The sequence below is a fragment of the Paraburkholderia tropica genome (assembly GCF_014171495.1).
GTDB classification, from domain to species: domain Bacteria; phylum Pseudomonadota; class Gammaproteobacteria; order Burkholderiales; family Burkholderiaceae; genus Paraburkholderia; species Paraburkholderia tropica.
Genome location: NZ_CP049134.1, coordinates 2,094,052 through 2,120,601, shown reverse-complemented (window position 1 = coordinate 2,120,601; position 26,550 = coordinate 2,094,052). Strand labels below are relative to the sequence as shown.

The following is a 26,550-nucleotide window of genomic DNA, read 5'->3' as shown; positions in this document are numbered from 1 at the left end:
GCAGCGTGCGGCGCGGCCCTTGCAGCGGCGCCTGCGACGCCCCATCTGTTCCTTCTGTCAGCTCTCCGCTTGCCTTTTGCCGATGGCGAAAACGGTTCCGGAACGCACGCCGCAGCCGCGCCGTCGCGCCCCGCAAGACCCGGCAGGCGCCCCCAAGGCTCGCCCCCGGCAAGATCGGGCGAGACGCTAGAATAGTTGTTTGCTCCGCGCACAGGATGTCACCCATGTCCGACCATTCCGTGGCCGACGCGCCCGCGCTCGACGAGTCGAAATTCGTCCAGTACGAAGGCTCGCCGTTCCAGCTTTATCAGCCCTACCTGCCGGCCGGCGACCAGCCGACGGCCATCGAGACGCTCTGCGAAGGCGTGGGCGACGGCCTCTCGTTCCAGACGCTGCTCGGCGTGACGGGCTCGGGCAAGACCTACACGATGGCGAACACCATCGCGCGCCTCGGCCGTCCGGCCATCGTGTTCGCGCCGAACAAGACGCTCGCCGCGCAGCTCTACGCCGAGTTCCGCGAGTTCTTTCCGCGCAACGCCGTCGAGTACTTCGTCTCGTACTACGACTACTACCAGCCGGAAGCCTATGTGCCGCAGCGCGATCTCTTCATCGAGAAGGATTCGTCGATCAACGAGCACATCGAGCAGATGCGGCTGTCGGCGACCAAGAGCCTGATGGAGCGCCGCGACGTGGTGATCGTCGCGACCGTGTCGGCGATCTACGGTATCGGCAATCCGTCCGAGTATCACCAGATGATTCTCACGCTGCGCCAGGGCGACAAGCTCGGCCAGCGCGACGTCATCGCGCGCCTGATCGCCATGCAGTACAGCCGCAACGAGCAGGATTTCCAGCGCGGCACCTTCCGCGTGCGCGGCGACACCATCGACATCTTCCCCGCCGAGCACGCCGAAATGGCCGTGCGCGTCGAGCTTTTCGACGACGAAGTGGAAACGCTGCAACTGTTCGATCCGCTCACGGGCCGCGTGCGCCAGAAGATTCCGCGCTTCACGGTGTATCCGTCGTCGCACTATGTGACGCCGCGCGAGACTGTGCTGCGCGCCGTCGAGACCATCAAGACCGAGTTGCGCGACCGGCTGGAGTTCTTCCACACCGAAGGCAAGCTCGTGGAGGCGCAGCGCCTCGAACAGCGCACGCGCTTCGACCTCGAAATGCTTCAGGAACTGGGCTTTTGCAAGGGCATCGAGAACTATTCGCGGCACTTTTCGGGCGCGATGCCCGGCGAGCCGCCGCCGACGCTGGTCGACTATCTGCCGCCCGACGCGATGATGTTCCTCGACGAATCGCACGTGCTGATCGGCCAGCTCAACGGCATGTACAACGGCGACCGCGCGCGCAAGGAAAATCTCGTCGATTACGGTTTCCGTCTGCCCTCGGCGCTCGATAACCGGCCGCTCAAGTTCAACGAGTTCGAGCGCAAGATGCGCCAGGTGATCTTCGTGTCGGCAACGCCCGCCGACTACGAGAAGCGCGTCACGGGCCAGATCGCCGAGCAGGTGGTGCGGCCCACGGGCCTCGTCGATCCGGTGATCGAGGTGCGGCCGGCGTCCACCCAGGTCGACGACGTGCTCGGCGAGATCAACGAGCGCGTGGCGGTGGGCGAGCGCGTGCTGGTCACCACGCTGACCAAGCGCATGGCCGAGCAGCTCACGGAGTTCCTCGCCGATCACGGCGTGAAGGTGCGCTATCTGCATAGCGACATCGACACGGTCGAGCGCGTGGAAATCATCCGCGATCTGCGTCTGGGGACGTTCGACGTGCTGGTCGGCATCAACCTGCTGCGCGAGGGCCTCGATATTCCCGAGGTCTCGCTGGTGGCGATTCTCGATTCGGACAAGGAAGGTTTCCTGCGCGCCGAACGCTCGCTGATCCAGACGATCGGGCGCGCGGCGCGTAACGTGAACGGCAAGGCGATTCTCTACGGCGACCGCATCACCGACTCGATGCGCAAGGCGATCGACGAAACCGAACGCCGCCGCGCGAAGCAGATGGCCTTCAACGAGGAGCACGGCATCGTGCCGCGCGGCGTGGTCAAGCGCATCAAGGACATCATCGACGGCGTCTACAACGTGGACGAAGCGCGCGCCGAGCTGCGCGAGGAGCAGGAGCGCGCGAAGTTCGAGGATATGTCCGAGAAGCAGCTCGCCAAGGAAATCAAGAAGCTCGAAAAGCAGATGATGGACTACGCGAAGAACCTCGAATTCGAAAAGGCGGCGCAGACGCGCGATCAACTGGCCGTGCTGCGCCAGCGCGTGTTCGGCGCGAATGTGGGCGACCATCCGGCCTGATCGTGGCGCCTGGCGACGGGCGCGAGGGAAAACCGGCGAACGCGCGCGGGGTTTTTGATCGCGCGCTTTCTTTTTGGCTTGCGCCGGTTTCAGTGTTTTCCTCGCTTAATCCTGCAATTGGCTTTCGGATCGCCGTATCGCGAAAATAGATTCGGATCCAGTCGTAAGGCGCCGTTAAGCTTACGTGTGTAACGGTGCTAAAACCCTGTTGCGATGGGGCTTTCTGGCTTCCACAAATTGTTCCGCACTGGCTTCGGTGTTAAACTCCGCCATTATTGAGAATTGTTCGCATTAACATTTTCAGGTTGATGCGCGTTGTCGGTTCGGTGGTATCACTCATAAAAAAATCAGGAGTTTCGATGCGGATCCAATCTTTCGTGCGCGGCACCGTCGTCATGGCGGCCGCAGCGGCGGCGTTCTCGGCCCAGGCGGCCGAATACCCGATCGGCAAGCAGGCCATCCAGGGCGGCATGGAAATCGGCGCGGTCTATCTGCAGCCGATCACCATGGAACCGGAAGGCATGATGCGCAAGGCGTCGGACTCGGACATCCACCTCGAGTCGGACATCCACGCGGTCAAGAACAACCCGACCGGTTTTGCCGAAGGCGACTGGATGCCGTATCTGCAGGTCCATTACGAACTCTCGAAGCCGGGTTCGAGCTACGTGCAAAAGGGCGACCTGATGCCGATGGTCGCCAACGACGGCCCGCATTACGGCGACAACGTGAAGCTCGCCGGTCCCGGCAAGTACCACCTGAAGCTGATCGTCGAAGCGCCGATGCAGACGGGCCACATGGCGTTCGGCCGTCACGTCGACAAGGAAACCGGCGTGGGCCCGTGGTTCAAGCCCATCACGATCGAATACGATTTCCCGTTCGCGGGCATCGGCAAGAAGGGCGGTTACTAAATCCGCATGCGGCCCGCGCGCGCCAGTCGCCGCGCGGGCCGCGTCGCGAAGCATTCAGCAGGACCCCGAGTCGCGCGCAGTCGCTGCGCGCAGGACACGAAGGAGCAGGTAAGACTCATGACCGGAATTCGCAAGTTTGCGGCGCTCGCGCTCAGCGCGTCTTTTGCAGCGTCGCTGGCGGGCGTGGCCACGGTGGCGCACGCCGAGGATCTGCCGACGTTCAAGCTCGAAATGACCGACGGCAAGCTGAACCCCGCGCGCATCGAAGTGCCGGCGGGCAAGCGCATCAAGATCGAGGTGCGTAACACGGGCAAGGGCGCGGCCGAATTCGAGAGCGTTCAGTTGCGCAAGGAAAAAGTGCTGGCGCCGGGCGCGGATTCGTTCGTCGTGATCGCGCCGCTCGATCCGGGCGAGTACAAGTTTTTCGACGATTTCCATCAGCAGGCGCAGGGTGTGATCGTCGCGAAGTGATGCGATTCGATCGGCCAGAAGCCGTCATCGTCATGAAGTGAAGAACGCGGCCGGCGCGTGTGCCGGCGGCAGGAGCCAAGGAATGGGTCAGGTATTGTTCATCGTCTGGCGCGAGAGCGTGGAAGCGCTGCTCGTGGTCGGCATTCTGTATGCGTGGCTGAAGAACGGCGACGCCGACGCGCGCCGTGGTCTGCCGTATCTCTGGGCCGGCGTGGGTCTGGGCATTCTCGCGGCGATCGCGCTGGGCGCGGCGCTCGTGGGCTTCACCGAAGTGCTCTCGGGCGACGCCCAGGACTACTTCCAGACCGGCATGGTGCTGGTCGCCTGCGTGCTGATCGTGCAGATGGTGCTGTGGATGAAGCAGCACGGCCGCACGCTCAAGCGCGAGATGGAAGAGTCGCTCGAGAAGAGCACGCGCGATGCGAACTGGTGGGGCATCACGGTGCTGGTCGCGCTGGCCATCGCGCGCGAAGGCAGCGAGACGGTGATCTTCCTCTACGGTCTCGGTTTCGGTCAGTCGGGCCACGTCGACGCGAGCCAGTACGTCGCCGTGCTGCTCGGCCTCGGCCTTGCGTTCCTCACGTTCTATATTCTGCAGCTGGGCGGCAAGTACTTCTCGTGGCGCTATTTCTTCCGCGTCACCGAGATCATGCTGCTGTTCCTCGGTGCGGGCCTGTTTCAGACGGGCGTCGACAAGCTGATCGACAAGGAAATCCTGCCGACCATCGTCGACCAGGTGTGGAATTCGTCGGCGATCCTCGACGATTCGAGCACTTTCGGTTCGCTCGTCGCGACGCTCACGGGTTATCGTGCGCATCCGGCGCTGATGAACCTGATCGCTTACGCGGTGTACTGGCTGGTGGTAGGGTTCCTCGCGCGCCGCGCGAGCGGACGTCACGCCGCCATGACCAAAAGGACAGCAGCATGAGGGAAGCAGTATGAGTTGTGCATCGGCCCCGCCGCTGCAAAAGCGGGGCAAGCTGGCCCAGGCGGGCCAATGGATGCAACGGCACGGTGCGGCTATCCGCGCCGTGCAGTGGGTCGTCGTTGCGGTCTATGCGTTCCTGATTCTCGTGCCCGCGGTCATGCCGCTGCCCGACGATACGGCGCACCTGTGGAACAACCTCACGCTCGCGGCGCAGTTCGTGTTCTGGGGCATCTGGTGGCCGTTCGTGCTGCTCTCGATGGTGATGCTCGGGCGCGTCTGGTGCGGCGTGCTCTGCCCCGAAGGCGCGCTCACCGAGTTCGCCAGCAAGTTCGGGCGCGGCTGGGCGATTCCGCGCTGGATGCGCTGGGGCGGCTGGCCGTTCGTGGCCTTCGGCCTGACCACCATCTACGGACAGATGGTGAGCGTCTACCAGTACCCGAAGGCGGTGTTGCTGGTGCTGGGCGGATCGACGCTCGGCGCGATGATCATCGGATTCCTGTACGGACGCGAGAAACGCGTCTGGTGCAAATACCTCTGCCCCGTGAACGGGGTTTTTGCGCTTCTGGCGCGCCTCGCGCCGTTCCGCTTCAAGGTCGACGAAGACGCGTGGCGCAACTCGTACACGCACGGCGAGCACGGCGGACATCGCGTGATCCCCGTGAACTGCGCGCCGCTTGTGCCCCTGCGCAACATGAAGGGCGCCGCGCAGTGTCACATGTGCGGACGCTGCAGCGGCCACCGCGACGCCATCGCGCTGACGTGGCGCTCGCCGGCGGAAGAAGTGGTCGAACTCGGCGATAGCCAGGCCAGCGGCTGGGACACGGCGCTGATCCTGTACGGGCTGCTCGGCATCGCGATCGGCGCGTTCCACTGGACCGGTTCGCCGTGGTTCATCGACATCAAGCAGTGGCTCGCGGGCTGGCTGATCGACCGCGACATCACCTGGCCGCTCGACACCAACGCGCCGTGGTTCCTGCTCACGCACTATCCGGCGCAGAACGACGTGTTCTCGTGGCTCGACGGCACCATGATCGTCGGCTACATCATGACGACGGGGCTGATCTACGGCACGGTGCTGTTCGCGATTCTCGCGGCGTCGAGCGCGGTGCTCGGCCGCTTCGAGATGCGCCGTCTGCATCACCTCGCGCAGTCGCTGATTCCGCTCGCGGGCGCGGGCGTGTTCCTCGGCCTCTCGGCCACGACGCTCTCGCTGCTGCGCGCCGAGCACGTGCCGCTCGACTGGGCGACCGAGGTGCGCATCGGCATTCTCGTCGTCACGAATCTGTGGAGCGCGTGGCTCGCGTGGCGCGTGACGGGCCGTTACAGCGCGCGTTTCTGGCAGCGCGGACTCGCTTTCGTGGGCTTCGCGCTCGCGCTGGCGGTGGTCGACAGCGCGTGGTGGCTGATGTTCTGGGGCTGGACGCGTTGATCGTGGCGCGCGTTCACTAAGCGCTTCATCGCGCGCGGCCGCTATATGCGGGATCAGCGTGTCGCCGCGCGCCGTCGGATGTTAATCTCGAAAACCGGGTTGGCCTTTGCCACCCGGTTTTTGACTTTTCGGAGAGACGTATGCGAACGCGAGCAGTTCTGACCGAAGAAGATGTGACGAAGGTAGCCGACGCGGCTGCCGCGCACGCCCGTGCGAACGAGTGGAACGTGACGATCGCGGTCGTCGACGATGGCGGGCATTTGCTGTTCTTGCGCCGCCTCGACGGCGCGCCGCCGATCAGCGCCGAGATGGCGCCCGGCAAGGCGCGCACGGCGGCGCTCGGACGCCGCGAAAGCCGGCTCTACGAAGAGGCGATCCGCCAGGGCCGCACCGCGTTCCTGAGCGCACCGCTCACGGCGATGCTGGAGGGCGGGGTGCCGATCGTCGTGAATGGCGACGTGATCGGCGCGGTGGGCGTGTCGGGCGTGAAGTCCGATCAGGACGCGGAGATCGCGCGCGCCGGCATTGCGGCGCTCGGGATCGAGTGAGATTGCCGGGTCTTGCCCGGATTCGCTTAGGGCTGCCGATCGATGTTTCCGGCAGTCGTCTCGACGATTGACCTGAGTAACCGAGCAAACCGCCAGGGTTTACGCGCGGCGAAGCGGAGCTGTGGTTATAATCGCGGCTCACGCATCGCCGCTGTATCGAGCAACACAGTCGAACAAGCAGGCGAGCGCTGGCTGCCATCCCCAGGCGGCATAAAAAAATACCCCATAGAAAAGACAAACGCCGCGGACCATGCCGCGGCGCTCGCCTCGGGCGGGCACGCTTTGCGCGCCGCTCCGTCATCACAGGTGAGAACAAAAAAATGGCTTGGCTTGCTGTGACGGCTGGCTTGAAGGATGTCTGCACGAAGGGGTCTAGATCTCGCGTGCAAGCCGTCGTTGCTGGCTACTGCCCAACGCCTCTCGATGGAGGCGGTCCCCACAATACTCGGTACTACAACAAATCTGCCTGCCTCACTTGGTGAGAATCAGCTTGCCCAAACGCGTGGCGCGCAGCTGATACGTCTCGCCGTTGTGCAGGATGCTCACATGGCTTCGGCCTTGCAGCAGGGCCGTGCTGTCGAGCGTTCGCTCGCTGCTGGCCGGTGCTGCCGTGCTGGCGGTGTCGGCACTCTTGCGCGCGGCAGCGGCGGTGACGGGTTTCGCGGGTCGCGAGCCGGTCAGCGCGGAACCGTTACGGCGCAGGCTGAGTGTCGATGAGCGATTGAATTCAGTCATGAACGTGACGTCTTGTGTGTGTCTCGATTCGATGGATGAATTCTAAATGATAATCGTTCCCATTTTCAACTGCGATAAATTCATCGGATTCGTGCGCCGATAGTTTTATGCGTGGCGCGTGAAATAAGGCTTGAAAAACAAGGTCGACGCGCGCCCGGCAACCTCCGCGCGCGCGTCGTGCATCGGCAAAATTCTCAATGCAGCGGCGCGTCCTGCTCGCCGGGCATCCCCTGCACGTACTGTCGGATCAGCCGCACGGTGTCGATATCCGACTCGCGATACGCCGACTTCACGATCTCCGAGGTCTGGCGATCGTCCTCGTTTTCGGCGGCCGGCAGGGTGGTGCGGTACTCGAAGCGCAGGAACAGCTGCGCCTCCTCCGGTTCCTCGATCGTCATCGTGAGCGAGCCGCCGACGTGTTCGGCGGTCGGCAGGATGTCGTAGCGCACGCTCTCGTTGAGCGTGAACGTCACGCGGTCGCGCACCGTGGCCTGGCCGTAATGCAGCTCGCGCTCCATCGTGTTGGCTTCCTGCGCGAGGATCGTGCAGCCGTCGAGGCCGATCACGAACAGCTGCGGCTGCTCGGCGCGCAGCACGAGGCCTTCCCAGAGCTGGTCGCGTGTCATCGGCAGGACGAGCGGGTTCTGCGGGTCGTTGATCTGGATAAGGTGTTCGAAATTCAAGGCAACGTCCTGTGTGTCTATGTCCGTGCGCCGGGCGCGCCGCCTTCAGGCGACGACGAGCCCCGAGCGGATCGTGATCGTATTCGTGAGCACTTTATGCACCGGGCACGCGTTCGCGATCTGCAGGAGGCGCTCGCGCTGCTCCTCCGTGAGATGGCCTTCGAGCGCGATCTGGCGGTCGATCGTGGTGCCCGCGCTGCCGGTTTCCATCGACAGTTTCACGCGCACGCCTTCGAGCGGCCATTCCTTGCGCTGCGCGTACATCTTCAGCGTGATCGACGTGCAGGCGCCCAGGCTCGACAGCAGCAGCGAAAAGGGCGAGGGCCCGCGGTCGCCGCCGCCGAGCGAGGCCGGTTCGTCGGCGATCCAGGTGTGGGTGCCGTCGTCGAACTGGACTTGATAGTTGGTCGAGCCGATGTGTGCGGTGACTACGGAATCGGTCATGCGCTTCTCGCTAACGGAACGGTTGAACGGAGAACGGCCGCGGCGCCCGCGATACGGCGGGCGACGGGCGGCCAGTGAAACCTCATTGTGACAAAAAGCGCGTGAGCCTGCGGGTTAGCGTCGGTGGCAGGGGTCGGCGACCGCCGTAACCGGCCACCGGCTGGCCGGCCTCAGTGCGAGATGCGTCCCATGCGGCCGGCCTGGTAGTCGAGCACGGCCTGGCGGATCTCGTCTTCGGTGTTCATCACGAACGGGCCGTAGCGCACCACCGGCTCGTTGAGCGGCAGTCCGCCGATCAGCAGCACTTCGACCGGCTCCGTGGCGTCGGCGGGCGCGGCGATCGTCACGGTCTCGCCGTCGCCGGCGAAGGCCACCATATGCTGCGCGTCGATCGGCTCAGCGTGGTCGCCGTACAGCGCCTTGCCCGCGAGACCGTAGGCGAACACGTTCCAGGCGTGCGGCACCGGCTGCTCGACGCGCGCGCCGGGCGCGAGCGTGAAGTGCAGATAGAGGATCGGCGTGCGCGTTTCGATCGCGGCTTGCGCGCCGAGCGATTCACCCGCGATCACCTTGACCGTGGCCTTGCCGTCCGCCGAGCGCCCTTGCGGAATGCTCGCGTGCGGCATTTCCTGATAGCGCGGCGCGATCATCTTGTCGCGCGCAGGCAGGTTCACCCACAGCTGCAGGCCGTGCATGCGGCCGCCCGTGCGCGTGAACTCGGGGTCGGGCATCTCGCTGTGGATCACGCCCGCACCGGCCGTCATCCACTGGACGTCGCCCGGATTCAGCGTGCCCGACTGCCCCGACGAATCCTTGTGGCCGAAGCGGCCCGCGAGCATGTACGTGACCGTCTCGAAGCCGCGATGCGGATGGTCGGGCGCGCCCTTGGCGGCGCCGGGCGCGTAGTCGGTGGGCCCCATTTCGTCGAGCAGCAGAAACGGGTCGAAATCCATCAACTGACGGGTGGGGAACGGGCGGTGGACGATGAATCCCCCGCCCTCGGTGGTGCGAACCGCGGGAAAGACGCGTTCGATCGAGCGGATGGCCGGCATGGATATCACCTCGGAAAAATGGGAATTGCGCGATATGCGAAACAAACCGCTATTATAGGTAGCCGATTTGGCCTGTTTGACCGCCTGATCGCAATGGATTGTCCCATCGCTGGAACGACGACATGAAAATCGATTCGCACAACCTGAACGACCTGATGTATTTCTCGCAGGTGGTGGAGCACGGCGGATTCTCGGCGGCCGAACGGGTGCTCGGCATATCGAAGTCGCGCCTGTCGCGGCGCGTGAGTGAGCTGGAGTCGTCGCTCGGCGTGCGTCTGTTGCAGCGCTCCACGCGCAAGCTCGCGCTGACGGAGGCGGGCGAACTGTTCTATCAGCACTGCCGCGCCATGCTCGCCGAAGCGCAGGCCGCCGTGAACGTCGTGCAGTCGCTGCGTTCCTCGCCGCGCGGCACGGTGCGCGTGAGCGTGCCGGTCACGCTGTCGCAGACCATCTTTTCGCAGATCATTCCCGAATTCATGCATCGCTATCCGGAGGTGCGGGTGGTGATGCGCGTGACGAATCGCGTGATCGATCTGTTCGAGGATTCGGTCGATATCGCCTTGCGCGTGCGCTCGGAACCGCCGCAGAACGCCAACATCGTGGTGCGTCCGCTGTGGCGCACGGAGCAGATGCTGGTGGGCGCACCGAGCCTGCTCGCGCAGAACGCGCCGCCGCTCACGCCCGACGATCTGTCCCGCTTCGAGACGCTCGACACGCCCACCAGCGACGGCCGTCACGTGTTTCATCTGATCGCGCCGGACGGCACGCGCCACGCGCACGAACACGAGCCGCGCCTCATCAGCGCCGACCTCACGACGATCCGCGAAGCCGCGTTGCAGGGCCTCGGCATCGCCGCGATGCCGGAGATGATGTACGGCGCCGCGCTGCGCTCGGGCAAGCTCTCGCCGGTGATGCCGGGCTGGACGCTGCCGGTGCCGCAGCTTTATGCGGTATTTCTCTCGCGTCAGGGCATGGTGCCCGCAGTGCGCGCGTTCGTCGATTACCTCGTCGAAGTGCTCGACGCCGACAAGAGTCTTCAGCAGGAATGCCCGCTTCGCAGCGAGATCGCCGCGCTCGCCGCGCAGAACCAGGCGGGGCAGGCCATTCAGGGACCCAGCAGTTCGCTCTCGACCGGCGGCCTGCCGCGCACGAAGTCGCCGAGCAATATCGAAACGGCTTGAGGCGCGCGACGCTTCAAGGCGATCGAAGCTTTGCGAACTTCCGCGCGCGTGTCACGTCTTTGCCTTTTGGCATTTAAGCGCGGCCGGCAATCGTTACTTTCAATGGGCGAAGTCTTGAAGGCGTGCGGCGAGAGGCATATATTGAAGCCGTCTCGCCAAGCACCGGTCTTGAGCGGGATTCGATGGCCGCTATCATAGTGGGCCTTCAGGGCTGAACGCGCAGTCCGTGTCGACCACGGCAGTCGCATGTGCCGATGTGAACCGATCGAACGTCGGGGAGTGTCGCCACCGCCCGAATGCGCCGCGTGCGCACGAAAAAAGGCCTTCATCTGACGATGAAGGCCTTTTACTTTTGAGCCCTGAAAACAAGGCCCGAAAACAAAAACGCGCGGCTAACTGCGCCGCGCGTTCCGGGTTTCGTTCCGTCTTGCGACGATGCGAAGATCAACGCATCAGTGATGCGCCGGATCGGTCACGAAACCGAGCTTCGTCAGACCGCCGCTCTGCGCGGCCGACATCACCTGCGCAACCTTTTCGTATTGCACCTTGCGATCGGCGTTCAGATGCAGTTCGGGCTGCGGTTGCTGCTGCGCGGCGGCCGCAATCTTCGCCGTGAGCTGGTCGTCGCTCACGACGTTGCCGTCCCACAACACCGTGCCGTCCGCTTCGATCGATACGTTGATCTGCGCGGGCTTCGTGTCTTCCTTCACGCTGCTCGCGTGCGGGAGGTCGATCTTCACGGCGTGACGGATCACGGGGATCGTCACCATGAAAACGATCAGGAGAACCAGCATGACGTCGACGAGCGGCGTCATGTTGATCTCGTTCATCAGGCCATCGTCGTCGTCGCTGGCAAAGGGGCTCATCGCCATGTTTGCTGCCTCCGCGAATTAGTGGCTGCGTGCGGCGACGCGCAGGTTGCCGTTCTTCGCCGTGGTCGACGACAGGCGCGCGCCCGTCACGAAGAAAGCGTGCAGGCCGTGAGCGAAGCGGTTGAGCTTCGTGACGATCGTCTTGTTGGCGCGCGTGAGCGCGTTGTAGCCGAGCACCGCCGGAATCGCCACGAACAGGCCGAACGCCGTCATGATCAGCGCTTCGCCGACCGGACCCGCGACCGCGTCGATCGAGGTCTGGCCCGTCGCGCCGATCGTCAGCAGGGCGTGATAGATGCCCCACACCGTACCGAACAGGCCGACGAACGGCGCCGTGCTGCCGATCGAGGCGAGGATCGCGAGGCCGCTTTGCATCTTCGCGACCGACTCGTCCATCGTGTCCTTCAGGCAGCGCGTGACCCAGTCCGACACGTCCATGCGGTCATGCAGATGCGGTTGCGTCTGGTGATGGTGATCGGCGGCTTCCTGGCCCGAGAGCGCCAGCGCGAGGAACGGGTTGTCCTCCGGCGTGCCGGTGCCGAGCTTCTTCACGCCGTCGGCGAGGTCGTCCGAGTGCCAGAACTGCTGCTCGGCGTTCTTCGTGAGGCGCTTGAGGCGCGCGACGTTCCAGCCCTTGATGACGATCACGCACCACGACAGCACCGACATGATCAACAGCGCGAGCGCGATGCCGCGTGTGACGAAATCCCCTTGCGCCCAAACGTGGGCGATACCGTAGCTCTGCATGCTTTTTTCCTTGATTCGATGCGTTAAACGTTGTGATTCTCATTCAGACGGATGGCGCGGCCGATACACCGGGCGCCGTCAATCGTCGAGGGTGAAACCGAAAGGCTGCGTGTAGGCGGCGCGCACGGGCTGGCCGTCCTCCAGGTACGGCTTGCACGAGCTGTCGCGCATGGCGCCCATCGCGGCGTCGTCGAGACGGCTGTAGCCGCTGCTCTTCTTCAGTTCGATATTCTCGATCTTTCCGGTCAAGCCCACCACGAAGTGGACATAGGCCGTGCCGGTTTCGCCCCGGCGGCGCGAGAGCGTCGGGTAGTCGGGCTTGACGATGTTGCACTCCAGGTGCGACACGTTCTTCGGCGCCGTCAGGGCCATGGTCGGCTTGCCGACCGCGGGCGCGGCCTGAGCGGCCGGAGCCGGCGGCGTCGGCGCGGGTGGCGCAGGCTGCGACGGAGCGGGCGTTTCCACGACGTGCTGCGAGGGCGCGTCGGCGACCGGCAGCGGCGGAGTGGGCGTGGGCTTCGGCTTGGGCTGGACCTTGGGCTTTTCGCGCTTGACCGGCACCGGTTTGGGCGGCGGCGGGGTGGGCGTGGACTGGATCGCGGCGGGTGCGGCAACCGGTTCGGGCTTGATTAGCTCGGCGGTGATCGTTTGCGATTCGAGCGCGACCGGCGTGACGGCGTCGCGTTTCATGAGCACGACGGCGATGAGCGCGGCGTGAAGCGCGATGACGATCGCGCTCGCGGTCACGACCCGGCGGTTCGTGCGGACGGCGGGATACGAAAGCGCGCTGGCGGTGGTTTGGGTAGCCTGCATATTAGCGTTGCCGCCCGGATGACGACGGCGCGCAGGCTGGGCAACGCGTCGCTACAGGCAGCTTTATGGGCGAAAAATCAACAGCGAGATGCACACGGTGGTCACGAATCCGATCAGCAATTCCATAGCGGGCATCCTCCGGGAAAAAGGAAACAGGCGCTAGCTGGCTGGTCAAGAAACTGGCTTGCTGTCGGCGGTAAGCGCTCGATGATCGAGCGATGAAGCAAGGCGCGCGCGAGCTGCGGGCGCGCGCCCGTCAAGCTGTTCAGGCTGCCTTGCGCTCGTAGAACGTCATCGGCACCACGTGCGGAACGACGGCCACCTGCGGGCGGGTCACGCCGCAGCGGCTTGCACAGACGCCGCTTTGCGCCATCACGTCGCGCACGGATTCTTCGCACTTGCCGCAGCAGGTCGCGACGCCAAGCTCGAATTGCAGCTCGTCGAAAGAGTCCATGCCTTCGGCAATCGAGGCACGAATCGTCCGGTCGGAGACGGACTTGCACACGCAAACAATCATGATGGAGCGCAATAGAAAGAGTTAATGCGAATTATTATCATTATGTTTGGATCGTTTGGCAAGCATGCGCAGGGAATTTTTGTAACGAAACTCAGGGCTTAGCAGAGAAATGGCTGCTCAGGATCAAGGGTGCGATCTGCCCGGCGGCCGGCGAATCGGGGTGCGATGCGTGTCAAGCGACAGACGGATGGCGGGAAAGCCGTGCCTGGTGGGCGTCGCGGCGCGAGGGGGGAAAGCGTCGCGATGAGGGACCCATCAGCGCGAGCGATGATTGTTCATCCGGAAACGGGGCGCGATCTGCGCGAAAATTTTCTGGACGGACGCAGCGCGGGCGGCGAAATGCCGGCATCGACCCTGTCGTTGATAGGGAGATTGAGGTTGGCCGAGGCGGCCAAGGCGATTCAGGCCGCGTCGGGTTCCAGTTCGCGCGTGCGGCGCGACGGAATGCTCACGCATTCCACCTGCGACTCGATGCCGAGCAGCGCGGCCGCGAGCTTGCGCAGGTGCGTGCCGTCGTTCGTCGAGCAAAACCGTGCGGTGGGACTCGCGGACTCGTGCGCGTGCGCGTCGGCGCGCAGACCGTGCTGGTCGAGCACGCGGTCGAGCTGGCGCGCGATGGCCACGCTCGTATCGACGAGCGTCATGCGTTCGCCGACGATCGAGCGAATAGCCGCGTCGAGAAAGGGGTAGTGCGTGCAGCCGAGCACGAGCGTGTCCGCGCCCGCGTCGAGCATGGGCTCGACGTAGCCGCGCAACAGTTGCAGCAGTTCGGGCGAGTCGACGTCGCAGCACTCGACCGCTTCCACCAGGCCATAGCCCGGCTGGCTCAGCACGCGCAGGTCGGCGGCATGGCGCTCGACCAGCGCCTGGAAGCGCGCGCTGCGCAAGGTGACCGGCGTGGCCAGCACGCCGGCGACGCGCGAACGCGACAACTGCGCGGCAGGCTTGATGCCCGGCTCCACGCCCACGAGCGGAATCGGCAGGCGCGCGCGCACGAATTCGATGGACTGCGCCGTGGCGGTGTTGCAGGCCACCACGAGCGCCTTGGCTCCCTGTGCGACCAGCCATTCGCCGATCGCGAGCGTGCGGTCGGCGATGAAGTCGTCGTCGCGCTGGCCGTAGGGCGCATAGCGCGAATCGGCCACGTAGACGAGCCGTTCGGCGGGCAGCAGCGCGCGCACGGCGCGCAGCACCGAGAGGCCGCCCAGACCGGAATCGAAGATGCCGATGGGCGCGGCGCGAGTGGAAGCCGGAAGGTTCAAGTGCGTCGGGAAACCGGAAAAGAAACAGGGCTCGCGGACGGCGCGACTGGACAGAGCAGCCGCGCCGCGCTCGGGGGCCGCACCCGCAATCGCTGCGGATGCGCCGCGTGAGCCCGGGCGATCAGGATTCTACCGAACCCATCATCGTTTGCTGATAGTTCTGCAGGCCGACCTTGTCGATCAGGTCGATTTGCGTTTCGAGCCAGTCGATGTGCTCTTCGGTGTCGTCGAGAATCTTCGTGAAGATTTCACGCGAAATGAAATCGCGAACCGATTCGCAATAGACAATCGCTTCCTTACACGTCGACTGCGAAATCTGTTCGAGTTTCAGATCGCATTCGAGGATTTCCTTGGTCTCTTCGCCGATCAGCAGCTTGTGCAGATCCTGGAGATTGGGCAGGCCGTCGAGCATGAAAATGCGCTCGATAAGCCAGTCGGCGTGCTTCATTTCGCCGATCGATTCGTCGTATTCATGCTTGCCGAGTTTTTCGAGACCCCAGTGCTTGTACATGCGCGCATGCAGAAAATACTGGTTGATCGCGGTGAGCTCATTCTTGAGTTGCGCGTTCAAATACTCGATGACTTTTTTATCGCCTTGCATGATCTTTCCTTCCTTGTGGGGCGTGGGTTTTCAAACACTGGTTCGAACAATAAACGCTCAATACGCAAATGCCAAGGCCGAATCCCGGCTGAAATCAAACACTTGCTTGTGCTGAGAATTAATCTCGTTACGTTTTGCGTCGTCCAAAACAAAAACCGGGGCGTAAGCCCCGGTTTTCAGTTTTCGGTGTGAAACCGAATCATACACATCATGCGGTCGCGACGGGGATTTTCCCGATCTTCGCCTGCCATTCCGCCGGGCCGGTCTTATGCACCGAGGTACCCGACGAATCGACGGCGACCGTCACCGGCATGTCGAGCACGTCGAATTCATAAATAGCTTCCATGCCGAGGTCCTCGAACGCAACGACCTTCGAGCCGCGGATCGCCTTCGACACGAGGTAGGCGGCGCCGCCCACGGCCATCAGGTACGCGGCCTTGTGCTTCTGGATCGCCTCGATCGCGACCGGACCGCGCTCGGCCTTGCCCACCATCGAGATGAGGCCCGTCTGCGAGAGCATCAGTTCGGTGAACTTGTCCATGCGCGTGGCCGTCGTGGGACCTGCCGGGCCGACGACTTCGTCGCGCACCGGATCGACCGGGCCGACGTAGTAGATCACGCGGTTCTTGAAATCGACCGGCAGCTTTTCGCCCTTGGCGAGCATGTCGGCGATGCGCTTGTGCGCCGCGTCGCGGCCCGTGAGCATCTTGCCCGACAGCAGCAGCGTCTGGCCCGGCTTCCACGACGCGACTTCTTCCGGCGTAAGCGTGTTCAGGTCGACGCGCTTGCTGGTTTCCGTGTTCGGCTCCCAGTTGACCTTCGGCCAGGCGTCGAGCGAGGGCGCTTCCAGCTTTGCCGGACCCGAGCCGTCGAGCACGAAGTGCGCGTGGCGCGTGGCCGCGCAGTTCGGGATCATCGCGACCGGCTTCGAGGCCGCGTGCGTCGGCGCGGCGTGAATTTTCACGTCGAGCACGGTGGCGAGACCGCCCAGACCCTGCGCGCCGATGCCGAGCGCGTTGACCTTCTCGTGCAGTTCGACGCGCAGTTCTTCGATCCAGTCCTTCGGACCGCGCTTGATGATGTCCTGAATGTCGATGGACTCCATCAGCGATTCCTTCGCCATCAGCATCGCCTTTTCAGCGGTGCCGCCGATGCCGATGCCGAGCATGCCCGGCGGGCACCAGCCCGCGCCCATCGTCGGCACGGTCTTGAGCACCCAGTCGACGATCGAGTCGGACGGGTTGAGCATGACGAACTTCGACTTGTTTTCCGAGCCGCCGCCCTTGGCCGCGACCTGCACGTCGACCTTGTCGCCCGGCACGATCTCGTAGTGGATCACGGCCGGCGTGTTGTCCTTCGTGTTCTTGCGGCCGCCTTCGGGCGGCGACACGATCGATGCGCGCAGGACGTTGTCCGGGTTCAGGTAACCGCGGCGCACGCCTTCGTTGATCATGTCGGTGACGCCCATCGTCGCGCCATCCCAGCGCACGTCCATGCCGACCTTCACGAAGATCGTGACGATGCCGGTGTCCTGGCAGATCGGACGGCGGCCTTCGGCGCACATGCGGCTGTTGGTGAGGATCTGCGCGATCGCGTCCTTCGCTGCCGGGCTCTCTTCGAGCTCGTAGGCGCGGCCGAGCGCTTCGATGTAATCCTGCGGATGGTAGTAGCTGATGTACTGGAGCGAATCCGCGATGCTCTGGATCAGGTCTTCCTGCTTGATGACGGTCATGGCTAGCTTCTGTGGGGACAGGGGTGTTTCGAATTGTGGCCTGGCGCGCCGGTATTACTCCGGCGTCGCCGTGTCGCGCACGACACGCTCCGGCACCGGATGGCGCGCGGCGAGGTCGTGGTAATGCTCGGGATGCGTGTGCGTCGTGATGCGGTCGATCCACGCCATCACGAGCGCCGAGAGCAGGAAGGCGATGTGGATCGCCACCTGCCAGATCACGGTGCGCTCGGAAACGGCGTCGGGATTGATGAAGGTTTTCAGCAGATGAATCGACGAAATGCTGATGAGCGCCATCGCGAGCTTCACCTTGAGCACGCCGGCGTTCACATGATCGAGCCATTCGGGTTCGTCGGGGTGGCCTTCGAGGCCCATGCGCGAGACGAAGGTCTCGTAGCCGCCGACAATCACCATGATGAGCAGATTCGAGATCATCACCACGTCGATCAGGCCCAGCACGGCGAGCATGATGCTGGTTTCGTCGAGCGACATCGCGTGCGTGACGAGATGCCAGACTTCCTTGATGAACAGCACGCAATAGACCGTCTGCCCGACGATCAGGCCGAGGTACAGCGGCACCTGCAGCCAGCGGCTCATGAAGATGATGCTGGGCAGCAAACGCATGCGGCGGCGGGACGGCGGCTGGGGACGAGCGGCGGACATGTGCGTTGTGGGTCGCGATGATCGTGGGAACCGGACGAATCACCCGCAGCAGGCCGCAGCGGGCGATTCTGACGATTCGGGCAGGGCCGCGACGGCGTGCGCCGCGCGCGCTGGCACGTTTTTCACGTTTGCGCGCTGCGCCGCAATGCCGCAGGGGCCGGGCGGGCGCTATTGTAACGCGTCGGCGGCGCGCATCGCCGGGATGCGGGCAGACAAACTTTCAGAATTCTTACGTCAGAACAGGGCCGCAGCGCGCTGAAGCCCGCCGGGCGCGGCCCGCACGAGACTTCACGCGCCTTCACGACGCCACGGGCGGCAGCCGTTTCGTCTTGACGCTCGCGAGCGCGATGCCCGCGACCACGCAGGCGAGCGCGACGCCGTGCGCGGGCGTCGGCCGCTCGCCGAGGAAGACCATGCCGTAGACGGCGGCGGCCACCGGCAGCACGGCCGTGAACACGCCCGCGATGCTGCCCGGCACGTGACGGATGCCCATCATCCAGAGCACGAATGAGAACACGCTCGCCGACAGCCCGTACCAGACCACGAGGCCCCAGACACTGGCGGGCACGCTCGCGTAGTCGAACGAGAACGCGCCGGCCAGCCCCACGGGCAGCATCAGCAGAAAGCCGAACAGATGCGTGTACGCGCAGATTTCGAGCGGCGCGAGCGTTTGCGTGAGACGGCGCGAGAGGATCACGTAGAGCGATTCGCAGCACACCGCGCCGAGCACCATCAGATTGCCCGCGAGCGAGCCGGGATTGTGCGAGCCGGCGTCCGTGTGCGCGAGATTGACCACGGCGATGCCCGCGATCGCGAGCGCGATGGACGCGAAGGCGCGCGCGTCGGGACGCTCGCGCAGGAACAGCCAGGCGAACAGCGCGACCACGGCCGGGATCGTGCTCGTGATGACGCCCGCGGCCACCGCGCTGGTGCGATGCACGCCGCCGAGCATCAGCAGCGTAAACCCGAATGTACCGAAGAGGGCCTGAAGGAACAGATTGATCCATTCGTCGCGCTTCACGCGGCGCATGCGCGAGAGACGCAGCAGGGGCCAGAGCACCGCGAGCGCGATCACGAAGCGCAGCAGCGCGAACAGCGGGACCGGCAAAAATGCGACGATCGACTTGCCGATGCCGACGTTGCTGCCCACCAGCAGCATGGCGGCGACGAGGAAAAATGAATAGCGGTTCAAGCTGGAATCCGGGCGCTGAGATCAGTTAGCATTCTAAATGCCCGCTTAATGCCTCGCCAGGGTGACCGGCGAAGGCGCTCGAGCGCCGCGGGGCGTGCCGCCTTGGGGCAAACCCCTGCGCCGCACGCGAGCGCACGTAAGTAGCGGGTAAGTTGTCGCGCTTAACCTTTGAGCGCATGGGTCTTGCCGCATGGGTTTTGTCGCATGAGTCTTGCGCGCGGACCCGTGCAGACCGCCAGGCGCGAGGCACATGTGCTTCGCACCATCGAGCGGCAAAGTAAACAACGCGCCGTCGCGCGCCCGCGCAAATCCGGGCGGCAGCGCGGCGGCACACGGAGACGGCGCGCGCGGGCATCCACGATGCCGCGCGCGTCCACGAGTTTGACGTTTCATCTTCACCAAGGGGTTGTCGATGTCTGCGATTGAATCGGTTCTTCAGGAACATCGTGTGTTTGCGCCGACCGCGCAAACGGTGGCGGACGCTACGGTGTCCGGCATGGAAGCCTACAAGGCGCTGTGCGCCGAGGCCGACCGCGATTACGAGGGTTTCTGGGCGCGCCTCGCGCGCGAAACGCTGACCTGGCAAAAGCCCTTCACGAAGGTGCTCGACGAGTCGAAGGCGCCGTTCTACACCTGGTTCGAGGACGGCGAGCTCAACGCCTCGTACAACAGCCTCGACCGTCACGTGGAAGCGGGCAACGGCGAGCGCGTCGCCATCGTCTTCGAAGCCGACGACGGCACCGTCACCAACATCACGTATCAAGATCTGCTCTCGCGCGTCTCGCGCTTCGCGAACGCGCTCAAAAAGCGCGGCGTGAAGAAGGGCGACCGCGTGGTCATCTACATGCCGATGTCGGTCGAAGGCGTGGTGGCCATGCAGGCCTGCGCGCGCATCGGTGCGACGCACTCGGTGGTGTTCGGCGGCTTCTCGTCGAAGTCGCTCAACGAACGCATGGTCGACGTGGGCGCGGTCGCGCTCATCACCGCCGACGAGCAGATGCGCGGCGGCAAGGCGCTGCCGCTGAAGAATATCGCCGACGAAGCCATCGCGATGGGCGGCTGCGAAGCGGTGCAGACCGTGATCGTCTACCAGCGCACGGGCGGCAAGGTCGCGTGGCACGAAGGCCGCGACCTCTGGATGCACGAAGTCTCCGCGGCCGAGAGCGACGTCTGCGCGCCGGAACCCGTCGGCGCGGAACACCCGCTTTTCATCCTCTATACGTCGGGCTCGACGGGCAAGCCCAAGGGCGTGCAGCACAGCACCGGCGGCTATCTGCTGTGGGCCGCGCAGTCGATGAAGTGGACCTTCGACTGGAAGCCGAGCGACGTGTTCTGGTGTACCGCCGACATCGGCTGGATCACGGGCCACAGCTATATCGCCTACGGCCCGCTCACGATCGGCGCGACCCAGGTCGTGTTCGAAGGCGTGCCCACCTACCCGAACGCGGGCCGCTTCTGGGACATGATCGCGCGCCACAAGGTCAGCGTGTTCTACACGGCGCCCACGGCCATCCGCTCGCTGATCAAGGCCGCGGAAGCCGACGCCAGGGTGCATCCGAAGAGCTATGACCTGTCGTCGCTGCGCATCCTCGGCACGGTCGGCGAGCCGATCAATCCGGAAGCGTGGATGTGGTACTACGAGAACGTGGGCGGCAAGCGCTGCCCGATCGTCGACACCTGGTGGCAGACCGAAACCGGCGGCCACATGATCACGCCGCTGCCGGGCGCCACGCCGCTCGTGCCGGGTTCGTGCACGCTGCCGCTGCCGGGCATCATGGCCGCGATCGTCGACGAAACCGGCCAGGACGTGCCGAACGGGCAGGGCGGCATTCTGGTCGTCAAGCGCCCCTGGCCGTCGATGATCCGCAACGTCTGGGGCCAGCCTGAGCGCTACAAGTCGGGCTATTTCCCGGAGGAACTGGGCGGCCGCCTGTACCTCGCTGGCGACGGCAGCGTGCGCGACAAGGAAACCGGCTACTTCACGATCATGGGCCGCATCGACGACGTGCTGAACGTCTCGGGCCACCGTCTGGGCACGATGGAAATCGAGTCGGCGCTGGTGGCGAATCCGCTCGTGGCCGAAGCCGCCGTGGTGGGCCGCCCGGACGACACGACCGGCGAAGCCGTGGTGGCGTTCGTGGTGCTCAAGGCCGACCGTCCGCAAGGCGACGCCGCCGTGAAGCTCGCGAACGAGCTGCGCGCGTGGGTGGGCAAGGAGATCGGGCCGATCGCCAAGCCCAAGGACATCCGCTTCGGCGAAAACCTGCCGAAGACGCGCTCGGGCAAGATCATGCGCCGCCTGCTGCGCTCGCTCGCGAAGGGCGAGGCGATCACGCAGGACGTGTCCACGCTGGAGAACCCGGCGATTCTCGATCAGCTCGGCGAGTCGTTGTAATCCCGGCCGGAGCGCGCGGCGGCCTGCGTCACAGGGCCGCCGCGCGCCTCCCGAGGTTGCCCCCAATTGCCGGTCATGCGCCTTTTTGCTACACAGGCGCATGGCCGCGCCACACACCACCCCTCCGAACCCCGTCAATCCCTTGCCTGAACCGCCCGCGGTGAGCGAGGCGATGGCGCACGCGCATCGGCGCTACTGGCGCTTCAATCTCGCGCTGATCGCCGTGCTCATGACGATCGGCTTCGCGGTCTCGTTCGTCGCGCCGCTGTTCGCGCACGCGCTCGACGGCCTGCGCTTCGCCGGCTTCAGCCTGCCGTTCTACCTCGGCGCGCAAGGGGCGATATTGATCTACGTGGCGCTCGTGGTCGTGTATATCGTGCTGATGCAGCGCGCCGACCGCGTGCTTCAAGCCGCGCGCGAAGCCGACATGGCGATCCGTCAGGCCAGCCAGGCGCCGCAACGATGAAGCTCGCGCATCGGCTCATCCGCTCCTACGCGCTCTATACGCTCGGCTTTCTCGCATTCGTCTTCGTGATGGGGCGCATCGAGCGCGCGACGGGGCCGGGCATGTGGATCGGCTACGTGTTCCTGTTCGTGCCGATCGCCGTCTACGCCGTGATCGGGCTGCTGTCGCGCACCTCGGATCTGGTCGAATACTACGTCGCGGGACGGCGCGTGCCCTCGGTCTTCAACGGCATGGCGACGGCGGCCGACTGGCTCTCGGCGGCGTCGTTCATCGGCCTCGCGGGCTCGCTCTACGCGACCGGCTACGACGGCCTCGCGTACCTGATGGGCTGGACCGGCGGCTACTGCCTCGTCGCCTTCCTGCTCGCGCCGTACGTGCGCAAGCTCGCGCGCTACACCATCGCCGATTTCCTCGGCACGCGTTTTTCGAGCAACCTGGTGCGCGCACTCGCCGTGCTCGCGACGATCCTGTGCTCGTTCGTCTATCTCGTCGCGCAGATCCAGGGCGTGGGCCTGATCGCGGTGCGCTTCATCGGCGTGGACTTCGCCATCGGCATCTTCTGCGGACTCGCGGGCATCCTCGTGTGCTCGTTTCTCGGCGGCATGCGCGCGGTTACCTGGACGCAGGTCGCGCAATACATCATCCTGATCGCGGCGATCCTGATTCCCGTCTCGCTGATCGCGCATCGCGACGGTCTCGGCTGGGTGCCGCAACTCGACTACGGCAACGTGATGCAGCGCGTGGAAGCGCTCGAACGCGATGTGCGCGCGTCGAGCGCCGAGGCCAACGTGCGCGACGAATACGAGCGGCGCGCGGCGCTGTGGCAGTCGCGGCTCGATGCGCTGCCGGGTTCGTACGTCGAGGAGAAAACGCGTCTCGTCGCGGCGCTGGTCGATCTGCGCCGCCATAACGGCCCGCTGCGCGACATCGATTCGCTCGAACGCGAAGTCGCCCGTTTCCCGCGCGACGTCGAGGCGGCGCGCGCGGCGTGGACGCGCGAGCGCGACGATCTGCTTGCACTCGCGACGCCGCCCGTGCCGATGCACGAAGCGTTTCCCGCGGAAAGCGACGAGGCGCGGCGCGTGCATCAGCGCAATTTTCTTTCGCTGCTGCTGTGTCTTTCGCTGGGGACCGCGAGCTTGCCGCACATTCTCACGCGCTATAACACGACGACTTCGGTGGCGTCGGCGCGGCGCTCGGTGGGCTGGACGCTGTTCTTCGTCGCGCTGTTTTATCTGACCGTGCCGGTGCTGGCGGTGCTGATGAAGTACGAGATTCTTTCGCATCTCGTGGGGCAACATTTTTCGGATCTGCCGCATTGGGTGATGCAGTGGCGGCGCGTGGAGCCGTCGATGATCAGCGTGAGCGACGTGAACGGCGACGGCATCGTGCATTGGGGCGACATTCGAATGCAGGCCGATATGGTCGTGCTCGCGGCGCCGGAGATCGCGGGGCTGCCGTATGTGATGTCGGGGCTGATAGCCTCGGGCGCGCTCGCGGCGGCGCTGTCGACCGCGGATGGTTTGCTGCTCACGATTTCCAACGTGCTCTCGCACGATGTGTATTACCACATGGTCGATCCGAATGCGTCGAGTCAACGACGCGTGACGATGTCGAAGATTCTGCTGCTGGGCGTGGCGTTGTTTGCTTCGTGGGTCGCTTCGTTGAATGCGGGGAATATTCTGTTTCTCGTGGGCGCGGCGTTTTCGCTGGCGGCGTCGAGTCTGTTTCCGGTGCTCGTGCTCGGCGTGTTCTGGAAGCGCACGACGCGCCTCGGCGCCGTGGCGGGGATGATCGCGGGGCTTGTCGTGTGCGTGTATTACATCGTGTCGACGTATCCGTTTTTCACGCAACTTACCGGGTTCGAAGGGGCGCGTTGGTTTGGTATCGATGCGATTTCTTCTGGTGTGTTTGGGGTGCCGGCGGGGTTTCTGGTGGCGATCGTTGTGAGTCTTTTCGATCGGAAACCGGATGAGTATATGGTCGCGTTGGTGGATTATATTCGGCATCCTTAACAATGAGTGCGCGCCGAAAGGGTGGCGCAGCGTTTCAGCTTCAGGTCGTGCCGGCTTGCATGGGATGCAGGTCGCGGCAAAGCGTTTCAAGCGTGCGTCGCTTGCCCGCCACCTCCGCTTCATGCAGCAGCAGACCGACGAACTGCGAGCACACTAACCCGAAGCGCTCGGAGACCAGCCGCCGCGGTCCAAAGAGCGAATGCAGCCGGTAGCGCACCTTGTAATCGTAGGTCGCTTGCGCGAGCAAGGTTTCCACCGCATCGGGATTGCCAGCGAGCGCCGGATGTCGGGCGACGATCGAGCGTTCAAGACTGTAGGCGTCGCGAACGTCTGCCCATTGGCGAAATGTCACCCCTTTCCTGGGCATTGCGTCCGCGATGAGCCCGCCACTCAGCACGACGGCGACATGCGTGAATCGCGGTCGGGCGAATCGCGCGACGGATTGAATGGCAAGATTCGCGACGCTGCCGCAAGTCAGGCTGCGTGGGCGCAGTAGCAGGACGTCGCCGGGCTTGACGGGTGTGAGGCGCACGCTGGTGTGGTGGGTCATCGAGGGATTCCGGCTTTTTCATTCTCGTGCGTGGATGCACCGTCGATCCGCCGTGGATCCGCCGTGGATAGATTCAAGGCCCCGAAAAACAAAAACCCCGCAAGTCCTTGAACTTACGGGGTTTTGAGAATCTGTCCTGGCGGAGAGAGGGGGATTCGAACCCCCGATAGGCTATTAACCTATACACGCTTTCCAGGCGTGCGACTTAAACCGCTCATCCATCTCTCCGGCGGGACGCGAATTATAGCAGAGTCTGGGCGCCGGGGGGAGGGCGTTGCTGGAGCGTCGAAATTGGGCCTTTGCCAAACCCTCGCCAAACCCCATAAACAATCGCCGCCTTCCGGCCGCCGCCCACTACAAAGCATCGAAGAATTGCATCGTTCCGCCCCCTGCCTTCATTCCGTATCGTTTTTTGCTCCGATTGCACGCTCCACCTCAGCCAGCCACCGCAAAACGAAGCACCAAAACGGCGGAGCCCGCATCATGATTCAGATCGTGCACGCGGGCGTCGGCTGCTACTACACGTCACTGACGCCCGCCGTCGTCGGCATCCGTCACAAGTTCTAAAGCTGAGCCCACACACGCGCGGAAGAGGCGCTCTGCAGACACCCAGCGCTTCGTCGATAATGCATCGTCGATTCTTTGAGGAGTCCGCGCGTGAAGGTCAGTGAAGCCGTCAACAGCCGCAAGTCGGTGCGTCAGTTCTTGCCCGATCCCGTCGATCCCCAACTGATGCGCACGGTGCTCGCCACCGCGTCGCGCGCGCCGTCGGGCGGCAATCTGCAACCGTGGCACATCCACGTGGTGGGCGGCGAGCGGCTCGCGGCGTTCAAGTCGATCATGGCCGCGCGCATCGCCGAGGCGCCCGAGGGCGAGCGCGGCGAATACGATGTGTATCCGCGCGAACTCACGCCGCCGTATCGCGACCGGCGCTATCAGGTCGGCGAGGATCTGTATCGCAGCATCGGCATTGCGCGCGACGACCGGCCGGGCAGGCTGCGCCAGTTCGCGCGCAATTTCGCGTTCTTCGACGCGCCGCTCGCGCTCTTTTGCAGCGTCGACCGGCAGATGGGACCGCCGCAATGGTCCGATCTCGGCATGTTCCTGCAAACGGTCATGCTGCTGTTGCGCGAAGCCGGCTTGCATAGCTGCCCGCAGGAATGCTGGGCGCGCTATGCACAGACGGTCGGCGAATTTCTGGTGCTGCCGGACGAGCGCATGCTGTTCAGCGGCATGGCGATCGGCTATGAGGATGTCGCGGCGCCGATCAATCAGTGGCGTTCGGCGCGCGTGCCACTCGAAGCGTTTGCGCAATTCGACGGCATCTGACGATCTCGCCGCCGCGAACCGCGTTTTAAGCTATTTGAAAGCTGGTTGCGTCACATCGTGACGCATTGCTTTACAGCGCCGCGCGAATGCGCGCGGCGACGGCTTCCAGTTCTGCCTTGTCGGCCATGTCGCGCGCGTGCATGCGCAGTTCCTCGCCGTTGCGGCGCGGAATCAGATGGAAATGCACATGCGGCACGGTCTGGCCGGCAGCCGCGCCGTTGAACTGCGCGATCATCAGGCCGTCGGGCGTGAGTGCCTTGCGCAGCGCCGCGGCCAGCGTGTGCACCATCGCCATCGCCGCGCTCAGCGCTTCGGGCGACAGTTCGTAAATCTCTTCCGCGCCTTCCTTCGGCAACACCAGCACGTGGCCTTCCGACTGCGGCATCACGTCCATGATCGCGACGGCGGCGTCGTTTTCGGCCAGCTTGATGGAAGGAATTTCGCCGCGCAGCAGCTTCGCGAAGATGTTGTTGGTGTCGTATGCCATGGGTTGTCCTCGGGTTATTGCCTGGGTTTTCCTGCGTGATTGCTGGAGGCTTTCAGGCGGCTGTCGCAGCCGCAGCGGTCGATTATCGCCTGGCCGGGTGACGAAAGCGGTGTGTCGGTGTCCCTGCACTTTTTTTGAAGCGGGTGCATCATAGAGGTTCTCGCAGCGAGCGCGACGACGAAGTCTTGATAGCAACCTCTTGCATGTGGCCGGAGCGAGGCGCAGGG

General features: G+C 64.5%; 26 protein-coding genes and 1 tRNA gene. 11 read left to right on the top strand and 16 right to left on the bottom strand.

Annotated features, from left to right (window positions below; all coding sequences use genetic code 11):
• Positions 1 to 224: 224 nt before the first annotated feature.
• From uvrB to G5S35_RS09515, 6 genes are all read left to right on the top strand, one after another.
• Positions 225 to 2,306: an excinuclease ABC subunit UvrB gene (uvrB, locus tag G5S35_RS09540; protein WP_074986421.1), complete on the top strand. Its 2,082-nt coding sequence runs from the start codon at positions 225 to 227 to the stop codon at positions 2,304 to 2,306.
• A 359-nt stretch (positions 2,307 to 2,665) separates the two neighbouring features.
• Positions 2,666 to 3,214 carry an iron transporter gene (locus tag G5S35_RS09535; RefSeq protein ID WP_065061370.1) on the top strand — a complete coding sequence of 183 codons (549 nt, stop codon included), beginning with the start codon at positions 2,666 to 2,668 and terminating at the stop codon, positions 3,212 to 3,214.
• Positions 3,215 to 3,331: 117 nt separating this feature from the next.
• Positions 3,332 to 3,685 carry a cupredoxin domain-containing protein gene (locus tag G5S35_RS09530; protein WP_065061371.1) on the top strand — a complete coding sequence of 118 codons (354 nt, stop codon included), beginning with the start codon at positions 3,332 to 3,334 and terminating at the stop codon, positions 3,683 to 3,685.
• Positions 3,686 to 3,767: 82 nt separating this feature from the next.
• Positions 3,768 to 4,613 (top strand): FTR1 family iron permease, encoded by an 846-nt coding sequence (locus tag G5S35_RS09525; protein ID WP_065061414.1) that lies wholly within the window; start codon positions 3,768 to 3,770, stop codon positions 4,611 to 4,613.
• Between the two features lie 10 nt (positions 4,614 to 4,623).
• Positions 4,624 to 6,042 carry a 4Fe-4S binding protein gene (locus G5S35_RS09520; RefSeq protein WP_065061372.1) on the top strand — a complete coding sequence of 473 codons (1,419 nt, stop codon included), beginning with the start codon at positions 4,624 to 4,626 and terminating at the stop codon, positions 6,040 to 6,042.
• A gap of 140 nt (positions 6,043 to 6,182) precedes the next feature.
• Entirely contained in the window at positions 6,183 to 6,590 is a 408-nt protein-coding gene (locus tag G5S35_RS09515) for a GlcG/HbpS family heme-binding protein (protein ID WP_065061373.1), read from the top strand.
• Positions 6,591 to 7,061: 471 nt separating this feature from the next.
• On the opposite strand, the gene hemP is transcribed toward G5S35_RS09515, so the two are convergent.
• The 4 genes from hemP to G5S35_RS09495 all read right to left on the bottom strand — a co-directional run bounded on the left by hemP (position 7,062) and on the right by G5S35_RS09495 (position 9,504).
• A complete protein-coding gene (gene hemP, locus G5S35_RS09510; RefSeq protein ID WP_074986415.1) occupies positions 7,062 to 7,325 on the bottom strand; it encodes a hemin uptake protein HemP in 264 nt (87 codons plus the stop codon).
• A gap of 194 nt (positions 7,326 to 7,519) precedes the next feature.
• Positions 7,520 to 8,008, bottom strand: coding sequence for an SRPBCC family protein (locus G5S35_RS09505; protein WP_065061375.1), 489 nt, complete (start codon positions 8,006 to 8,008; stop codon positions 7,520 to 7,522).
• Between the two features lie 45 nt (positions 8,009 to 8,053).
• Positions 8,054 to 8,452 carry an OsmC family protein gene (locus G5S35_RS09500; RefSeq protein ID WP_065061376.1) on the bottom strand — a complete coding sequence of 133 codons (399 nt, stop codon included), beginning with the start codon at positions 8,450 to 8,452 and terminating at the stop codon, positions 8,054 to 8,056.
• A 170-nt stretch (positions 8,453 to 8,622) separates the two neighbouring features.
• On the bottom strand, positions 8,623 to 9,504 hold the full coding sequence (locus G5S35_RS09495) for a pirin family protein (RefSeq protein WP_065061377.1): 882 nt from the start codon (positions 9,502 to 9,504) through the stop codon (positions 8,623 to 8,625).
• Positions 9,505 to 9,626: 122 nt separating this feature from the next.
• On the opposite strand from G5S35_RS09495, the gene G5S35_RS09490 reads away from it, so the two are divergent.
• A complete protein-coding gene (locus G5S35_RS09490; RefSeq protein ID WP_065061378.1) occupies positions 9,627 to 10,685 on the top strand; it encodes a LysR family transcriptional regulator in 1,059 nt (352 codons plus the stop codon).
• A 452-nt stretch (positions 10,686 to 11,137) separates the two neighbouring features.
• Here G5S35_RS09490 and G5S35_RS09485 read toward each other — a convergent pair whose 3' ends face one another.
• The 9 genes from G5S35_RS09485 to G5S35_RS09445 all read right to left on the bottom strand — a co-directional run bounded on the left by G5S35_RS09485 (position 11,138) and on the right by G5S35_RS09445 (position 19,081).
• Positions 11,138 to 11,557 (bottom strand): ExbD/TolR family protein, encoded by a 420-nt coding sequence (locus G5S35_RS09485; protein WP_065061379.1) that lies wholly within the window; start codon positions 11,555 to 11,557, stop codon positions 11,138 to 11,140.
• An 18-nt stretch (positions 11,558 to 11,575) separates the two neighbouring features.
• On the bottom strand, positions 11,576 to 12,304 hold the full coding sequence (locus G5S35_RS09480; protein WP_074986410.1) for a MotA/TolQ/ExbB proton channel family protein: 729 nt from the start codon (positions 12,302 to 12,304) through the stop codon (positions 11,576 to 11,578).
• A gap of 78 nt (positions 12,305 to 12,382) precedes the next feature.
• Positions 12,383 to 13,117, bottom strand: coding sequence for an energy transducer TonB (locus G5S35_RS09475; protein ID WP_065061381.1), 735 nt, complete (start codon positions 13,115 to 13,117; stop codon positions 12,383 to 12,385).
• Between the two features lie 265 nt (positions 13,118 to 13,382).
• Positions 13,383 to 13,634: a (2Fe-2S)-binding protein gene (locus tag G5S35_RS09470; protein ID WP_065061382.1), complete on the bottom strand. Its 252-nt coding sequence runs from the start codon at positions 13,632 to 13,634 to the stop codon at positions 13,383 to 13,385.
• A 401-nt stretch (positions 13,635 to 14,035) separates the two neighbouring features.
• Entirely contained in the window at positions 14,036 to 14,896 is an 861-nt protein-coding gene (murI, locus tag G5S35_RS09465) for a glutamate racemase (protein WP_065061383.1), read from the bottom strand.
• 121 nt (positions 14,897 to 15,017) lie between these two features.
• On the bottom strand, positions 15,018 to 15,497 hold the full coding sequence (gene bfr, locus G5S35_RS09460; RefSeq protein ID WP_065061384.1) for a bacterioferritin: 480 nt from the start codon (positions 15,495 to 15,497) through the stop codon (positions 15,018 to 15,020).
• A 208-nt stretch (positions 15,498 to 15,705) separates the two neighbouring features.
• Positions 15,706 to 17,229, bottom strand: coding sequence for a fumarate hydratase (locus tag G5S35_RS09455; protein ID WP_065061385.1), 1,524 nt, complete (start codon positions 17,227 to 17,229; stop codon positions 15,706 to 15,708).
• A gap of 54 nt (positions 17,230 to 17,283) precedes the next feature.
• Positions 17,284 to 17,889: a TIGR00645 family protein gene (locus tag G5S35_RS09450; RefSeq protein WP_074986405.1), complete on the bottom strand. Its 606-nt coding sequence runs from the start codon at positions 17,887 to 17,889 to the stop codon at positions 17,284 to 17,286.
• 298 nt (positions 17,890 to 18,187) lie between these two features.
• On the bottom strand, positions 18,188 to 19,081 hold the full coding sequence (locus G5S35_RS09445; RefSeq protein WP_110328372.1) for a DMT family transporter: 894 nt from the start codon (positions 19,079 to 19,081) through the stop codon (positions 18,188 to 18,190).
• 412 nt (positions 19,082 to 19,493) lie between these two features.
• Between G5S35_RS09445 and acs the strand changes: the two genes are divergently transcribed.
• From acs to G5S35_RS09430, 3 genes are all read left to right on the top strand, one after another.
• The gene (gene acs, locus G5S35_RS09440) at positions 19,494 to 21,476 is read left to right on the top strand and encodes an acetate--CoA ligase (RefSeq protein ID WP_074986402.1); all 1,983 of its coding nucleotides are present in this window, start codon (positions 19,494 to 19,496) and stop codon (positions 21,474 to 21,476) included.
• A 100-nt stretch (positions 21,477 to 21,576) separates the two neighbouring features.
• Positions 21,577 to 21,942, top strand: a complete 366-nt coding sequence (locus tag G5S35_RS09435) for a DUF4212 domain-containing protein (RefSeq protein ID WP_065061389.1) — start codon at positions 21,577 to 21,579, stop codon at positions 21,940 to 21,942.
• Positions 21,939 to 23,957 (top strand): sodium:solute symporter family protein, encoded by a 2,019-nt coding sequence (locus G5S35_RS09430; protein WP_065061390.1) that lies wholly within the window; start codon positions 21,939 to 21,941, stop codon positions 23,955 to 23,957. The genes G5S35_RS09435 and G5S35_RS09430 overlap by 4 nt, the downstream gene beginning before the upstream one ends.
• Before the next feature lie 40 nt (positions 23,958 to 23,997).
• Here the strand turns inward: G5S35_RS09430 and G5S35_RS09425 are convergent, their stop codons facing one another.
• Both G5S35_RS09425 and G5S35_RS09420 read right to left on the bottom strand, forming a co-directional pair.
• Positions 23,998 to 24,507 carry a hypothetical protein gene (locus G5S35_RS09425; protein WP_183038241.1) on the bottom strand — a complete coding sequence of 170 codons (510 nt, stop codon included), beginning with the start codon at positions 24,505 to 24,507 and terminating at the stop codon, positions 23,998 to 24,000.
• A 137-nt stretch (positions 24,508 to 24,644) separates the two neighbouring features.
• A tRNA-Ser gene (locus G5S35_RS09420) sits at positions 24,645 to 24,735 on the bottom strand.
• Positions 24,736 to 25,164: 429 nt separating this feature from the next.
• Between G5S35_RS09420 and G5S35_RS09415 the strand changes: the two genes are divergently transcribed.
• Positions 25,165 to 25,836, top strand: a complete 672-nt coding sequence (locus tag G5S35_RS09415) for a nitroreductase (protein ID WP_074986400.1) — start codon at positions 25,165 to 25,167, stop codon at positions 25,834 to 25,836.
• Between the two features lie 70 nt (positions 25,837 to 25,906).
• Here the strand turns inward: G5S35_RS09415 and G5S35_RS09410 are convergent, their stop codons facing one another.
• Complete coding sequence (locus tag G5S35_RS09410) at positions 25,907 to 26,323, bottom strand: HIT family protein (RefSeq protein ID WP_065061134.1); 417 nt, start codon at positions 26,321 to 26,323, stop codon at positions 25,907 to 25,909.
• Positions 26,324 to 26,550 lie beyond the last annotated feature (227 nt).